Origin of the sequence: Serpentinimonas barnesii (assembly GCF_000696225.1) — a bacterium.
Taxonomy (GTDB): Bacteria; Pseudomonadota; Gammaproteobacteria; order Burkholderiales; family Burkholderiaceae_C; genus Serpentinimonas; species Serpentinimonas barnesii.
Window position 1 is genome coordinate 14,406 of record NZ_BAWN01000031.1, and the last position, 14,420, is coordinate 28,825.

The following is a 14,420-nucleotide window of genomic DNA, read 5'->3' on the forward strand; positions in this document are numbered from 1 at the left end:
TGCTCGGATTCATGGTGGCGCTCCCGTGCGGTTGACGCGTTCACTCAAACCAGCGACTGCTCCAGCCCTTGGACCAGAATGTCGCGCGGCAAATCGATGCCGATGAACACCATTTTGCTCTGGCGCAGCTCGTCCGGCTTCCATTCGGGACCCAAATCGGAACCCATGAGCTGGTGCACCCCTTGGAAAATCACCTTGCGCTGGGTGCCCTGCATGTGCAGCACACCCTTGTAGCGCAGCATATTGGGCCCGTAGACCTGCACGATGGCGCCCAAAAAGTCCTCGAGCCGCGCCGGATCGAAAGGCCGCAGCGCCCGGTAGACGAAGCTTTTGACGTCGTCGTCATGGTGGTGGTGGGCGTGTCCCGCATCGTGGGCGTGGTTGCAGTCGGGGCCGTGCTGGTGGCCGCCGTGCTCGTGCGCGTGCCCATGGCCGCAGTCCGGGCCGTGCTCGTGCTGGTGGCCGCAGTTGGGGCCGTGTACGTGCTGGTGGCCGCAGTTGGGGCCGTGTACGTGTGGCTCGGGCGGGGCACTGGCGTCGAGCAGGAAATCGGGGTCGATTTCGAGCTTGACGTTGAGGTTGAAGCCGCGCAAATCGAACACCTTGCTCAGCGCCATGCGGCCGAAATGCACCGGCTCGATCGGGGCGCGCGGGTTCATGTGCTTGAGCCGGTGCTGCAAGGCCCCCAGCGCGGCCGGGCTGACCAGATCGGCCTTGCTGATGAAAATCTGGTCGGCAAAACCCACCTGGCGCCGCGCCTGCTGGTGGGTGTCGAGCTGGGCCCCGGCGTGCACCGCATCGACCAGCGTGATCACGGCGTCGAGCAGGTAGCTCTCGGCCACTTCGTCGTCCATGAAAAAGGTCTGCGCCACCGGCCCCGGGTCGGCCAAACCGGTGGTCTCGATCACGACGCGCTCGAAGTCAAGCTCGCCCCGGCGTTTTTTCTCGGCCAGTTCGCTCAGGGTGCTGCGCAGGTCTTCGCGGATGGTGCAGCAGATGCAGCCGTTGCTCATCTGGATGATCTGCTCTGAGGTGCCCGAGACCAGAATTTCGGCGTCGATGTTTTCGGCCCCGAATTCGTTTTCGATCACGGCGATTTTCTGGCCATGCGCCTCGGTCAGCAGGCGCTGCAGCAGGGTGGTTTTGCCCGAGCCTAAAAAGCCGGTCAGGATGGTGGCGGGGATCAGGGACATGGGCGGCTCACAACAAGGAAAGGGCAGGCACGGTCGGGCAGGCTGGACGGGGTCTGGCCACGGGTGACGGGCCAATCAACCAACCAGTGTAGTGCAGTTCTTAGGTGCCGTGGCCAGATTTGCGCGCGCGTGGATGCGCCGCCTCGTAGGCGCGGCTCAGGTGCTGGAAGTCGAGCCGGGTGTAAATTTGGGTGCTGGTGATGCTGGCGTGCCCGAGCAGCTCTTGCACGGCGCGCAAATCGGCGCTGGATTGCAGCACATGGCTGGCAAAACTGTGGCGCAGCATGTGCGGATGCACCCGCCCCGCCAGCCCCGCGCTGGCAGCCAGCGCCTGCAACTGGCGCCGCGCCACCTGGGGCGTCAGTCGGCCCCCGCGCGCGCCCACGAACAAGGCCGCCTCGGTGGCGGCAGGCCATGCCCGCTGACGCGCCGCCAGCCACTGTGCCAAGGCCTGCAAGGCGGGGCCGCCCACCGGCACCGTGCGCCGCTTGCCGCCTTTGCCCAGCACCTGCACCTCGCCCGCTTGGGCATCGACCCAACCCAGCGCGGCCGCACTCGGGCGCACATCGAGCCCCAGCGCTTCGCTGATGCGCAAGCCGCTGCCGTAGAGCAGCTCCACCATGCAATGGGTTTGCAGCGCCTGCCAGTCGTCGGGCGTGGCCGCCACGGGCGCACTGGCTGCACCGGCCACTTGGGCGCAATGGGTGGCCGTTGGCGGCTGGGGCAGGTGCGCGGCCAGGCGCAGCGCATCGTGCACGTCCAGCGCCTTGGGCAGCGGTTGGGCGGCCTTGGGCGCGCGCACCGCTTGCAAGGGGTGCGCGCTGAGCACACCTTGGCGCCCCAGCCAGGTAAAAAATCCTCGCCAGCACGACAGCACCAGCGCGATGCCGCGCGGTTGCCGGCCCGCACCCCGCAACTGCGCTGCCCAGCGCCGCGCATGGGCCGGGCGCACACTGGTCCAGCGCAGGCCCTCGGCGGCGCAGCGCTGCGCCAGCCCTTGCAAATGGGTGGCGTACAGCGCCTGGGTGCGCGGCGCCAGCCGCTTTTCAACCCGGATGTGCTGCAGGTAGCGCGCCAGCCAGTCGGCGTCGGCCGCATCCAAGTTGGGAACCGGCGGGCTGTGCGGGATCGACCCGCTGGCTTGGGCAGGCGCCCCAGCCCGTGGCTTGACCCGGGGTGCGGTGCGCGGGGGGGACTGGCGCGCCACCATGGCCGCCGCCCTCAGGCGGTGCCAGTCGGCGACCGCAGGCGGCTCAAGGCCGCCGCCGCCAGCTCGGCGATGCGCTGCAGAAAATCGGTGCCCATGTCATTTTGAAAGCGCAAGGGGTCGTCCGAGGCCAGCAGCATCAGCCCAAAGCACGGCTCACTGGGGGCCGGGCGCAAAGGCAGCAGCGCCAGCGAGGCCACCGGCTGCGCCGGTGCCAGCCACTGCATCACCTCAAAGCCCCGGTTGGGGCCGCAGTAGGGCTGCTGCAGCGAATCGGCCAAGGCCCGCGCCTCGGGCGAAACCGATTGGCAAAAAGCCGCCCCGGCATGGGCCGGGCTCAAATCCCATAGGCGCAGCGCCACCTGGGGCAAGGCAAAGTCGGCCAGCAAGCCGTTTTGCAACACCTCGGGCAAATCGGCGGCGTCGGGCACCGCCAGCAAGCGGCGCGTCCAGTGCTGCAGCAAGCCGTCGATGTGGGCGTTGTCGCGGCCATGGCGGATCATGTCGGCCGCCTTGTGTTCGAGGTGCCGAATTTTTTCGCGCAGCAGCTCGGCCTGGCGCTCTTGCAGGCTGACGGCGCGCTGGCTGTGCGGGCTGGTCAGTTGCACATGGGCCAACACCTCGGCGTGGCGCTCAAAAAAATCGGGCGACTGAAGCAGGAACTCGGCGATATCGCCTTCGGTCACGGGGGCAATCGGGTTCACAAACGGGGTTTCCTTGAAAAAAAGCAGGCCTTAGCCAAGATCAGGCAGATCGATCACGCCCTCGAACACGGTCTCGGCCGGGCCGCTCAGGTGCACTGGCGCCGTCAGCCCATGGCGCGACACCGGCCAAGCCACCGACAGCGCACCGCCCGGCAATTGCACCTCGACGCGCTCGTCGAACCAACCGTGGCGGATGCCCGCCACCACCGCCGCGCAAGCGCCGGTGCCGCAGGCCAGCGTTTCGCCCACGCCGCGCTCAAACACCCGCAGCCGCGCCTGCTGGCGCCCCAGCACCTGCAAAAAACCCACATTGACCCGGCGCGGAAAAACCGGGTGGCGCTCGATCAGGGGCCCAAACTGGGCCACCGGCGCGGCGTCGGTGTCGGGTACGCGCCAGACCGCGTGCGGGTTGCCCATCGAGAGCAGCGAGAGCTCGGCTTCTGCGCTGCCACCGGGTGCAGCCGCAGTGCCCGCAGTGCTCACCCGGGCCGGCGCCCCAAAAGCGGGCAGGGCCAGCGGCCAGACCTGCCAGCCCCCGCAGGGCCGGGGCTGCAGGCCGGTGGCATCGAAGGGCACGCGCGCGGGCTCGAACACAGGCGCCCCCATGTCCACCCCCACCTGCCCGTCGTTGCCCCACTGCAGCAGCAGCACGCCGGCGGCGGTTTGGACCCGAACTTCGGGGCGCTGGCTCAGGCCGCGCTCGCGCACGTAGCGCGCAAAACAGCGCGCCCCGTTGCCGCAGTTTTCCACCTCGCCGCCATCGGCGTTGTGGATCACGTATTCAAAGTCAACGCCGGCGTGCGGGGCCGGACGCACGCTCAGGATCTGATCGGCCCCGACGCCAAAGTGCCGATCCGCCAAGCGGCGGTACTGGGCCGGCGTCAGGCCTAGGCGGCCACGGGTCTCGTCGAGCACGACGAAGTCGTTGCCCGCGCCCTGCATTTTGCTAAACGGAATGCGCATGGGCGCATTATCGGCCAGCCTTTAGCGCGGCGCGACTTCGGCCATGAAGATCTCGACGCGCCGGTTTTGGGCGCGCCCGGCGGCGGTGTCGTTGCTGGCCACCGGCTCGCGCGAGCCGCGGCCGTCGATGCTGATGGAGCCCATCGACACCCCGCGCGAGACCAGGTAGTCGCGCACGCTGGCGGCGCGGTTGAGCGAGAGCGGGTTGTTGATGGCGTCGGTGCCGGTGCTGTCGGTGTGGCCGATGATGCGCACGCGCGCGTTGGGGTTGCGCGCCATGCCTTGGGCAAAGGTGTCGAGGATGGGGCGGAAGTTGGGCTGGATGTCGGCCCGGCCAACGGCAAACGACACGTCGGAGGGAATGTGAAGCTTGAGCTGGTTGTCGGCCGTCTGCGTGACCTCAACCCCGGTGCCGCGCGTGCTTTGCTCCATGGCGCGGCGCTGCTCTTCCATGCGCGTGGACCAGATATGGCCACCGATGGCCCCCACGCCAGCGCCGATCACGGCCCCGCGCAACGCGCCGTCGCGGCCATCGGCTGCGGCTCCGATGACGGTGCCGGCAATGGCACCAATGCCAGCGCCGCGGGCGGCACCTTGCTGGGTTTCGGTCATGTTGGCGCAGCCGGCGGTCAGGACGACGGCGGCAGCCAAAGCGGTGTAGGCGGCGTAAGGGGCGAATCGCATGGTTTTTCCTTTGCAGTTGACAATAATGCCATTATCGGCCTTGTGCAGCCCGACCGGGCCGATTCCAGACCCAAATTTACAGCCCTTACGATTGCACACCTTTGCGCCCCCGCCGCCCCATGGGAGCGCCCCCTTGACGCCCTTGCCCTTCATGACTACGCCCGCCCCCTTGTTTGACCCGCCCGAGTGGCAACACCTGCAGCCGGTGGCGCTGCGCCCCCACGTGCTGCGCCTGACCTGCCCCAACGCCGGGCTAATGACCGGACCCGGCACCAACAGCTACCTGATTGGTTCGTCGGCCAGCGGCTTTTGGGTGATCGACCCCGGCCCGGCCGATGCTGGGCACGTGCAGCGGCTGTGGCAGGCGGCGGGTGGCCACATTCGCGCCATCGTCTGCACCCATTCGCACCCCGACCACGCGCCTGCCGCCCGGCCGCTGCAGGCCTTGTATCGCAGCGCCACCGCGCCCGCCTCCCTCACCGCGGCACCTATTTTGGGCCTGCCCAGCGCCGCCACGGCGCGCGAAAACAGCCACTTTTACCCCGATCAGGTCATGGCCGATGGCGCGCTGCTCGACATGCCCCACCCCGACGGGCAGTCGGCGCCACTGCGCTTGCGCGCCCTGCACACCCCCGGGCATGCCGCCAACCACCTGTGTCTGCTGCTCGAAGGCGACGGGCTGCTGTTCAGCGGCGATCACATCCTGGATGGCAGCACCACGGTGATCGACCCGCCCGATGGCAACATGAGCGACTACCTCGAGTCGCTCGATCGGTTGGCCGAGGTTTGTCACCACGCGGGTGTGACGCACATCCTGCCCGCGCACGGCCATGCCATGGCGCAGCCCTTGCCCACCATCGAGCGGCTGCGGCGCCACCGTTTGCAGCGCGAGGCGCGGGTGCTGTCGGCCATGCGGGCGCTGCCCAGCGGCCAGGCCGACGATTGGCTGCCTGTGGTCTACGCCGACGTGCCCCCACACCTGTGGCCGGTGGCGCGGCGCTCGCTGCTGGCGCACCTGCAGCGCATCGAGGCGCTGGGGCTGTTCAAGCCTTGAGCTCGAACACGCGGTAGCGGTTGCGCCCCTCCTGCTTGGCCTGGTACATGGCTTGGTCGGCTTGGCGCAGCAGGCTGTCGGGGTCGGCCGGCTCGCTCGATCGGCCGGCAAACAGCACCACGCCCACGCTGGCGCTGGAGGCCACCTCGTGCCCATCGATGGCCACCGGCTGGCGCAGCTGCTCCATGGTGCGGCGCAGGGCAGTCTGCCATTCTTCTTCCGAAGCCAGATCGGTCAGCAGCAACACGAACTCGTCGCCGCCCAGCCGCGCCACCGTGTCGTCGGCGCGCAAACCTTGTTGCAAGCGCCGCGCCATTTCAACCAAGAAGCGGTCGCCTGCGGCATGGCCCAACTGGTCATTGATGGGCTTGAAGTTGTCCAGATCGAGGTAGCACAGCGCCAGCAGGCTGGCGTTGCGGCGCGCGCGCGCCAGCGCCAAGTTGAGGCGATCTTCTAAAAGGCGGCGATTGGGCAAACCGGTCAGGGCATCAAAGTGCGCCAGCCGCGCCAGCTCCTCGCGCTGGCGTTGCAGCGCCGCCCGGTCGGCCTGCAAGTCGCGCTTGATGTGCACCAGCCGCACCGTGTTCAAGGCCAGGCCCAGCGCCAGCAAGAACACCAGCGCCACCGCCGCGGCCAAGGCCACGATCCAGAGCTGGTAGCGCTGCCAGACATCGGCCCAGGTGGTTTGCGGTTCGGTATCAAAAGGCGCCACTCGCAACTCGCGCATAGTCTGCTCCACCGACGAATAGTCGGCCGGGATCGTAAAGCCGTACACGCTGGCGCTTAGGGCCGCCGCATCGGTGGGCCGCAGCGACATGAGGGCCACCGCCACCCGGTGCGACAGCTCGGGCGGCACATGGATGGCCGCCAAAAACGGCCACTCGGGGTACAGGCGGGTCGAGAGCTGCAGCGGAAAACCTGGTACGTTTTGCGGATTCAGCACCACCAACTGGCCCGCTTGCAGCTTGCCTTCGTGCTGCAGGTCTTCCAGCACGCTGGTGCGCACGAAACCCGCGTCGACGGCGCCACCCAGCACCGCCTCGACCACCCGATCGACCGGCTGCTCAGTCACCTGCCATTGCACCCCATGCAGCGGCACACCGGCGCGCTGCAGCTCGGCCGCCGGGGCCATGTAGGAGCCCAAGGAGTCCAAGCCCGAAACGGCGATGCGCCGACCGCGCAGATCCTGCAGGGTGGCGATGTCGGTGCGGTCGGCCCTGCGCACGATCACGCCTCCGATGCCGTGCAGCGGCTGGTCGCCGGCGCGCATGACCATCGAGGCCAAAGAGCCCGACAGCGCGCCGTATTCGCGCAGCACATGAAAATGCACCGGATTGGTGAGGACGAAATCGACCGCGCCGACTTCCATGGCAGCCTGCAACTCTGGCCCGGTGTAGGCGCGCACCTCAAAGCGGTGGCCGCCGACGCGCTCTGACAAAAAACCACCGAGTTCGCCAAAGCGCTGCAACATGATGGGCTTGGGCCGGTAAGCAAACACCCCCAAGGTGAGCACGGGCCGGTCATCGGCCGCCGCAGCGGTGGCGCTCGTTGCGGCAGCGCGAGCGGTCGCCGGAGCCGCAACGGCCAAGGCCAGCAAAACCACGCCCAGCAGCCACCCCAACAATTCCCATCGAGGGTTAAGTCCCGCCCACAGCCGACCCCACCTTAACGGCCCACACAGCCCGCTGGCCTGCACCCAAGACGCTTTTAGATGGCCCATTTCATTTTTCTGATTTTGGTGCATTTTAAACCCACGCCATGGGGTTGGCTGGCGTGCTGCGGGGCCCTGCTGGCGCCCATGGTTTGGGCAAAAAAACCTTGCCAAGCATGGGATGTGGCGGCTATAGTTGGCGGTTAACCATGAATTCGAGCCGTTCTTTGCTGTGCGCCGACCGTCAAGTCCGTTTGGGTGGCGCGGGGGTTTGGGGCCGGCCGCTGCCAAGGCGCTGGGCGGCAGGGCTGGCACGGCAATTGGGGCTTTTGTTGCGGCTGGTCTTGCTCTGGGCGGCCGGCGTCTTGCTGGCCAGCGCGTGGGCGGCCGGCAGCGCGCGCGAGGGTGGCGCGCTGGCGCCCCCAGCTGCGGCGCCCGAACAACCGATGCAGGCGGGGGTGGTGCCGGTGCGCGGACCCGGCGGCTTGGCCTTGCAGGGGCAGGTGGCGGTGCTGGCTGACCCGACTGGGCTGCTGACACTCGACGAGGTGCGCGCAGCCTCGGCAGCGGCTCGGTGGAGCACGCCGAACCAGCCTTTGCGCGCCGGCGGCCCCACCGTGTGGTGGCAGCGGCTGGTGCTGCAACCCCAACAGGCGCACGGGCGCTGGCTGCTGGCCTTGCCCAGCACCGCGCTGCGCGACGTCACCCTTTTCGGCCCCTTTGCCGCCGACGGCACCGCGCTGGCGCCGCCGCAGGCTAGCGGCCTGATTCGACCTTTTGCGAGCCGCCCGCTGGGGCTGGAGCGCCTGACTTTTGTGCTCGACCTGCCCCAAGCCGGCACCTACACGGTCTACCTGCGGGTGCAATCCAGCATCGACCAGCACATGACGCCCACGCTTTGGCACGAGAGCGACCTGCACCTGGCGCGCCAACACCAGCGCCTGTTTGACGGGGTGGTTTATGGCGCCCTGGTGGCCTTTTTGTTTGCCGCGCTGGCGCTTTGGTTGTCGTTTCGCGAACCCCCCTTTGCGTGGTTCGGCGCCATGAGCGGTGCCGCCTTGCTCACCCTGCTGAGCTTTAACGGCCACGCGGCCCAATACCTGTGGCCAAACAGCCCGTGGTGGATCGAGCACAGTTATGTGAGTTTTCCGGCCCTGTGGCTGGTGGCCAGCGCCGGCTTTGCGCGCGCCTTTCTCAACACACGCCAGACGGCACCCCCCTTTGATGCCGTGTTGCTGCTGTTGGCCGTGCTGGCGCTGGGCAGCTTGTGCCTAGGGCTGGCGGGGTGGTCGGTTGGGGCGCACCAAGCCAACGAACTGATCGCCCTGTTTGGCAGCCTTGTGCTGGCGCTGATTGCGGCGCAGCTGTGGCGGCGCGGCTTCACCCCGGCACGCTGGTATTTGCTGGGTTCGCTGGCCCCTTTTGCCTCGGTGGTGGCGGTGCTGCTGGTCAACTGGGGCGGCAGCGACTGGTTGTTTTTGCAGCACAACAGCTTGGAACTGGGCTTGCTGGTGCAGTCTTTGGTGCTCTCTGGCGCCTTGAGCGCCCGCATTCGGCACGTGCAGCGCGAAAATGCCCTGTTGGCGCGGCGCGCCGATCGCTTGGCTCTGGCCGCCACCACCGACTCGCTCACCGGCCTGACCAACCGGCGCGGCTTGATTGAGATCAGCCAGAGTTTGTTGCGGCGCCCGGGGCAGCACGCCGTGGTGCTGCTCGACCTCGACCGCTTCAAACCCATCAACGACCAACTGGGCCACGAGGCGGGCGACTTTGTATTGGCCGAAGTGGGGCGCCGCCTGCAGCGCCATTCGCGCACCCGCGATGTGGTGGCGCGCCTGGGCGGCGACGAATTCGTGCTGCTGATCGGCCAATGCCCGGCGCGCCCGGAGCTCGATGCCATGCTTGAGCGCCTGCGCCTTCTGCTCGATGCCCCGATCCACTACCGCGAACACCCCTTGCAGGTCTCGGCCTCGATTGGGGTGGCGCTCTGCCCCGACGACGGCATGGATTTGCACAACCTGTTGCGTGCCGCCGACTGGGCCATGTATGGCGCCAAGCAGCAGCGCAATGGGGTGCGGTTTGCGGCCGACGCGCCGCGCATCGAGCCCCCCACCGGCCTGATGCAAATGCCCTGAAGCGGCAGACCCGCCTAGCCGCTGGCGCTAAAAAAGTGTGAAGCCCGCCGATACGCCGGATTCTGTGCACGGCGGTTGCCCGCCGCGTGACCGCCATTTATCTGGGCCGTGGGTCGCCCACACGGCTCGGTGCCACCTACCCGCCAGCTCCGCGGAACCACGTCAACGCTGGCCTACTTGGTGTTGCTGCGCGCAGAGATTGCCCGTTTCACCCCCCGGGCTCCGGCCGCCAAAGCGGATGGTTCCTGGGGACTCGTCTCTGTTGCTCTGATCCTCACCTTGCGGTGGGCAGCCGTTAGCTGCTGCGCCGTCCTGTGCAGTCCGGACGTTCCTCCAGCGCGCCCTTTCGGGCCTTGCGCCAGCGGCGGTCTGGCGGGCTTCACGGGGTGGATTATCCCACTTGGCGCAGACCCGTGCGCTCTTCGCCGAGCCACACTTTGGCACCACGCCAGCCGCACCTTGTGCCGCCTTCAACGGGACTTAGCAGCGTATCATCCCCATCCCGTTGCTTGATCAAAACGAGCCCGCCATGCTGCGCTTATCTGAACTCAAACTCGATTTGTCCGCCCTGCCCTTTCCCGCAGAGGGCGACCCCGAATCCGTGCATCCCCTAGGCGCGCTGCGCGCGCTGGCCGCACAGACCTTGGGCGTTACCGAAGCGCAGATTGCCAGACTGCAGGTGCACAAGCGCAGCTTCGACGCCCGCTCGGTGCAGTTGCGCGTGGTTTATGTGGTCGATCTGGAACTGGCCGACCCGGCGCTGGAGGCCGAATGCCTGCAGCGCCACGCGGGCCGCTCGCACATCCAACCCAGCCCGGACATGCGCTGGCAGGCCCCGGCTTTCGCCCCGGCCGAATGGCCTGCGGCCCCCGAGCAGCGCCCGGTGGTGATTGGTTTTGGCCCCTGCGGCCTGTTTGCGGCGCTGGCGCTGGCACAGATGGGGCTCAAACCCTTGGTGCTGGAGCGTGGCCGCCCGGTGCGCCAGCGCACCGCCGACACCTGGGGCCTGTGGCGCAAGCAGCAGTTGCAGCCCGAATCGAACGTGCAGTTTGGCGAGGGCGGGGCCGGCTTGTTTTCCGACGGCAAGCTCTACAGCCAGATCAAAGACCCGCGCTGGCTCGGGCGCAAGGTGCTGCAAGAGTTTGTGGCCGCCGGGGCCCCGCCCGACATCCTGTATCAGGCGCACCCGCACATCGGCACCTTCAGGCTGGTCAAGGTGGTGCAGGCGCTGCGCGAGCAGATCATCGCCCTGGGCGGCGAGATCCGCTTTGAGCAGCGCGTGTGCGCCTTGTTGCTGCAGCCGCTCGCGCCCGCCGAGCTTGCAGCCCAGCCCGCCAAGCAAGTGGCCGCTTCGCCAGCGCCACCGGCCCTGCCAGCGGCTGGGCTTGAACCCGAGCCGCAAGCCCTGCGCCTGCGCGGCGTGCGCGTACACGACCAAGCCACAGGCACCGAATACGACTGGCCTTGCGAGCGCCTGGTGCTGGCGCTGGGGCACAGCGCACGCGACACCTTCGCCATGCTGCACGACGCGGGCGTGGCGCTGCAAGCCAAGCCGTTCTCGATCGGGGTGCGCATCGAGCACCCGCAAAGCCTGATCGACCGCGCGCGCTGGGGCCGCCACGCCGGCAACCCGCTGCTGGGCGCGGCCGACTACAAGCTGGTGCACCACGCCGCCAACGGGCGCGCGGTCTACAGCTTTTGCATGTGCCCCGGTGGCACCGTGGTGGCTGCCACCAGCGAGCCGGGGCGCGTGGTCACCAACGGCATGAGCCAATACTCGCGCCAGGAGCGCAACGCCAACGCCGGGTTGGTGGTGGCGATCGAGCCGCGCGATTTCCCGCTTGATTTCCCGGCTGCCACGGCGGCTTGGGAGGCCGCCTTTGGGCCCGAGCGCGGCCGCACGTATGCCCAGCAGGCGCAAGGGCTGGCCGAGCGCGGCCAAGTACACCCCTTGGCGGGCGTGGTGTTGCAGCGCGACCTGGAAGCACGCGCCTTTGTGGCCGGCGGCAGCAACTACTGCGCCCCCGGGCAGCGCGTGGGCGATTTGCTGACCCAGCGCGCCTCCAGCGCCTTTGGCAGCGTGCAGCCCTCCTACCAGCCGGGGGTGCGCCCAACCGACCTGGCCGCCGTGCTGCCCGACTACGCCATGCAGGCGCTGCGCGAGGCCCTGCCCGCCTTTGGCAAGAAAATTCGGGGTTTCGACCTGCCCGACGCCGTGCTCACCGGGGTCGAGACACGCACCTCATCGCCCCTGCGCATCCCGCGCGGCGACGATTTGCAAAGCCTAAACGTGCAGGGGCTGTACCCGGCCGGCGAGGGCGCGGGCTATGCCGGCGGGATTTTGTCGGCCGCCGTGGATGGCATTCGGGTGGCCGAAGCGCTGGCCTGTGCGGCGCTGGGCCTGCCTGCGCCGCCGCCGCAGCGGCCGGCCCGGCAGGGTGGCGCTGACAGCGAAATGGTTTACGGCTGAGGCGCAAGGGGGCCCAGCGCGGGGCTGACACAAGCAAAGGCCCGCCGCAGCGGGCCCGGCCTCAGCCTTGGTGTTGCTGCAGCGCAGCGATGCGCTCGGCGATGGGCGGGTGGCTGGAGAACCACTTGCGCACGCCGCCGCCGCTGATGCCCATGGCCTGCATCTCTTTGGGCAGTTGGCCCGGCTGCAGGCCGCCCAAGCGCGCCAAGGCGTTGATCATGGGTTGCTTGCGCCCCATCAGGTGCGCGGCGCCGGCGTCGGCGCGGAACTCGCGCTGGCGGCTGAACCACGAGACGATGATGGCCGCCAAAATGCCCAGCACGATGTCCATCACAATGGTGGTCACCCAGTAGCCGATGCCGGGGGCATCGCTTTGGTTGCGCAGCACCACCCGATCGACGATGTAGCCGATCACGCGGCTGAGGAACACCACAAAGGTGTTCATCACGCCTTGGATGAGCGTGAGCGTGACCATATCGCCGTTGGCGATATGCGCCACCTCGTGCCCGAGCACGGCCTCGACCTCGTCGCGCGTCATGCTCTGCAGCAGCCCGGTGGAAACCGCCACCAGCGCCGAATTTTTGAAGGCCCCGGTGGCAAAGGCGTTCGGGGCGCCTTGGTAGATTGCCACCTCGGGCATGCCGATGCCGGCCTTGTCGGCAAATTTTTGCACCGTGTGCACCAGCCAGGCTTCATCGGCGTTGCGCGGCTGCTGGATGACCTGGCAGCCGGTGCTGAACTTGGCCATCGGTTTGCTGATGAGCAGCGAGATAAACGCCCCGCCAAAACCAATCACCAGCGAAAAACCGGCCAAGGCCGTCAGGTTGAGGCCCTGCGCGGTGAGGAATTGATCGAAGCCCAGCAGGCGCGTCATGACCAGCAGCACGACCATCACGGCCACGTTGGTCAAAATCAGCAGCATCACACGTTTCATAGGGGGTAGAACTCCTTGGGTTCGGTCAGGGATGGGCGGGCACAGTGTAAGGCACCGCCGCCCGCCGCAGGTTTAAGACCACTGCAAAGCCCTGGAGTTCCACCGCTCAAAAAAACCGTGGAGGGGCATCGTGCCCCAAGCGCACTCAGGCTTTTTCGATCTGGTTGAATTCCAGTTCGACCGGGGTGGCGCGGCCAAAGATGGTGACCGAGACCCGCACCTTGTTTTTGTCGTAGTTGACGTCTTCCACCGTGCCATTGAAGTCGGTGAAGGGGCCGTCCTTGACGCGCACGTACTCGCCGGTGACAAACTCGACCTTGTGCCGGGGCTTGTCGGAGCCTTCCTGCATTTGGCCGATGATTTTTTGCACCTCGGCCTCGGAAATGGGCGTCGGGCGGGTGCGCGCGCCGCCCACGAAGCCCGTTACCTTGGCGGTGTTTTTGACCAGATGCCAGGTGTCGTCGTCAAGCAGCATTTCGACCAGCACGTAGCCGGGGAAAAACTTGCGCTCGGTGGTGCGCTTGACACCGTTTTTGATCTCGACCACTTCCTCGGTCGGCACCAGAATGCGGCCAAACTTGCTCTGCATCCCGGCGCGCTGCACGCGCTCGATGATGTTGCGCTCGGCCGCCTTTTCCATGCCGGAGTAGGCGTGTACCACGTACCAACGCATGCCCTCGGCCGGTGCGGCGCTCAAGGGGTTGGCAATGCTTGCAAGTTCTTCGCTCATGGCTTATCTCCAACCCAGAATCAGGTCGTACAGCACCCAGCTGATCAGGCTGTCAGACAGCCACAAAAACAAGGCGATGACAAAAACGAAGGCGAACACATAGGCGGTCATTTGGATGGCCTCGCGCCGCGCCGGCCACACCACCTTTTGCGTTTCGCGCCATGAGTCCTGGCCGTAGCCGATCAGTTGCCGACCGGATTCGGAGACGAAAAACACCACGGCACCCGCCACCAAGCAGACCAGCAGCGCCGCCCACTGCACCATTGCCCCCTGGGCTTCGAGCATAAAGAAGGCGGTGAATCCGAGCGCAGCCAGCACCACGGCCGCAGCCAGCTTGGCTTTGTCGGCGCCACTGCTGACGGTTTCTACTTCGGGAGATGCCATGAAATTCAGTCCTAAAAATGCGCTCTTTACAGAAACGCAAGCCCACCAGAGGTCTTGCGACTTCGGCGGGCTTTGAAAATGCCACTGCTGACCGCACGCCGGTCAGGTGGCAGGGGCAGTAGGAATCGAACCTACAACCTTCGGTTTTGGAGACCGACGCTCTGCCAATTGAGCTATACCCCTACGCGAAATCAATCCAGAATCTTGGCCACCACACCGGCGCCCACGGTGCGCCCGCCTTCGCGGATAGCGAAGCGCAGACCTTCTTCCATGGCGATCGGGGCGATCAGCTTGACGGTGATGGAGACGTT

General features: G+C 67.3%; 13 protein-coding genes, 1 tRNA gene and 1 other RNA gene. 3 read left to right on the top strand and 12 right to left on the bottom strand.

The window, feature by feature from the left end:
* Positions 1 to 44: 44 nt before the first annotated feature.
* The 5 genes from SRAH_RS09265 to SRAH_RS09285 all read right to left on the bottom strand — a co-directional run bounded on the left by SRAH_RS09265 (position 45) and on the right by SRAH_RS09285 (position 4,751).
* Positions 45 to 1,193: a CobW family GTP-binding protein gene (locus tag SRAH_RS09265; RefSeq protein WP_029463072.1), complete on the bottom strand. Its 1,149-nt coding sequence runs from the start codon at positions 1,191 to 1,193 to the stop codon at positions 45 to 47.
* Between the two features lie 100 nt (positions 1,194 to 1,293).
* Positions 1,294 to 2,295, bottom strand: coding sequence for a tyrosine recombinase XerC (locus tag SRAH_RS09270; protein ID WP_029463073.1), 1,002 nt, complete (start codon positions 2,293 to 2,295; stop codon positions 1,294 to 1,296).
* A 119-nt stretch (positions 2,296 to 2,414) separates the two neighbouring features.
* A complete protein-coding gene (locus tag SRAH_RS09275) occupies positions 2,415 to 3,104 on the bottom strand; it encodes a DUF484 family protein (RefSeq protein WP_029463074.1) in 690 nt (229 codons plus the stop codon).
* 30 nt (positions 3,105 to 3,134) lie between these two features.
* Entirely contained in the window at positions 3,135 to 4,067 is a 933-nt protein-coding gene (gene dapF, locus SRAH_RS09280) for a diaminopimelate epimerase (RefSeq protein ID WP_029463075.1), read from the bottom strand.
* Between the two features lie 21 nt (positions 4,068 to 4,088).
* Positions 4,089 to 4,751, bottom strand: coding sequence for a YiaD family glycine zipper/OmpA-like lipoprotein (locus SRAH_RS09285; protein ID WP_029463076.1), 663 nt, complete (start codon positions 4,749 to 4,751; stop codon positions 4,089 to 4,091).
* 151 nt (positions 4,752 to 4,902) lie between these two features.
* Here SRAH_RS09285 and SRAH_RS09290 point away from each other — a divergent pair, with 151 nt between their 5' ends.
* Positions 4,903 to 5,805 (top strand): MBL fold metallo-hydrolase, encoded by a 903-nt coding sequence (locus SRAH_RS09290; RefSeq protein WP_439645550.1) that lies wholly within the window; start codon positions 4,903 to 4,905, stop codon positions 5,803 to 5,805.
* Here SRAH_RS09290 and SRAH_RS09295 read toward each other — a convergent pair.
* Entirely contained in the window at positions 5,795 to 7,426 is a 1,632-nt protein-coding gene (locus tag SRAH_RS09295) for a diguanylate cyclase domain-containing protein (protein ID WP_171816048.1), read from the bottom strand. The two genes, SRAH_RS09290 and SRAH_RS09295, sit on opposite strands and share 11 nt — an antisense overlap.
* Before the next feature lie 359 nt (positions 7,427 to 7,785).
* Between SRAH_RS09295 and SRAH_RS09305 the strand changes: the two genes are divergently transcribed.
* Complete coding sequence (locus SRAH_RS09305; RefSeq protein ID WP_052369154.1) at positions 7,786 to 9,591, top strand: diguanylate cyclase; 1,806 nt, start codon at positions 7,786 to 7,788, stop codon at positions 9,589 to 9,591.
* A gap of 35 nt (positions 9,592 to 9,626) precedes the next feature.
* On the opposite strand, the gene rnpB is transcribed toward SRAH_RS09305, so the two are convergent.
* An RNA gene (gene rnpB / locus SRAH_RS09340) (RNase P RNA component class A) lies at positions 9,627 to 9,972 on the bottom strand.
* Positions 9,973 to 10,120: 148 nt separating this feature from the next.
* Here rnpB and SRAH_RS12355 point away from each other — a divergent pair.
* On the top strand, positions 10,121 to 12,061 hold the full coding sequence (locus SRAH_RS12355; RefSeq protein WP_045477011.1) for an NAD(P)/FAD-dependent oxidoreductase: 1,941 nt from the start codon (positions 10,121 to 10,123) through the stop codon (positions 12,059 to 12,061).
* Between the two features lie 61 nt (positions 12,062 to 12,122).
* Here SRAH_RS12355 and htpX read toward each other — a convergent pair whose 3' ends face one another.
* The 5 genes from htpX to SRAH_RS12115 form a co-directional block, all read right to left on the bottom strand.
* The gene (gene htpX, locus SRAH_RS09315) at positions 12,123 to 12,995 is read right to left on the bottom strand and encodes a protease HtpX (protein ID WP_029463081.1); all 873 of its coding nucleotides are present in this window, start codon (positions 12,993 to 12,995) and stop codon (positions 12,123 to 12,125) included.
* 145 nt (positions 12,996 to 13,140) lie between these two features.
* A complete protein-coding gene (gene nusG, locus SRAH_RS09320; protein ID WP_029463082.1) occupies positions 13,141 to 13,725 on the bottom strand; it encodes a transcription termination/antitermination protein NusG in 585 nt (194 codons plus the stop codon).
* 3 nt (positions 13,726 to 13,728) lie between these two features.
* Positions 13,729 to 14,109: a preprotein translocase subunit SecE gene (secE, locus tag SRAH_RS09325; protein WP_029463083.1), complete on the bottom strand. Its 381-nt coding sequence runs from the start codon at positions 14,107 to 14,109 to the stop codon at positions 13,729 to 13,731.
* A gap of 107 nt (positions 14,110 to 14,216) precedes the next feature.
* Positions 14,217 to 14,292: transfer RNA gene (locus tag SRAH_RS09330), tRNA-Trp, on the bottom strand.
* Between the two features lie 8 nt (positions 14,293 to 14,300).
* The coding region (locus tag SRAH_RS12115; protein ID WP_076607016.1) for an EF-Tu C-terminal domain-related protein at positions 14,301 to 14,420 on the bottom strand (120 nt) is incomplete at its 5' end.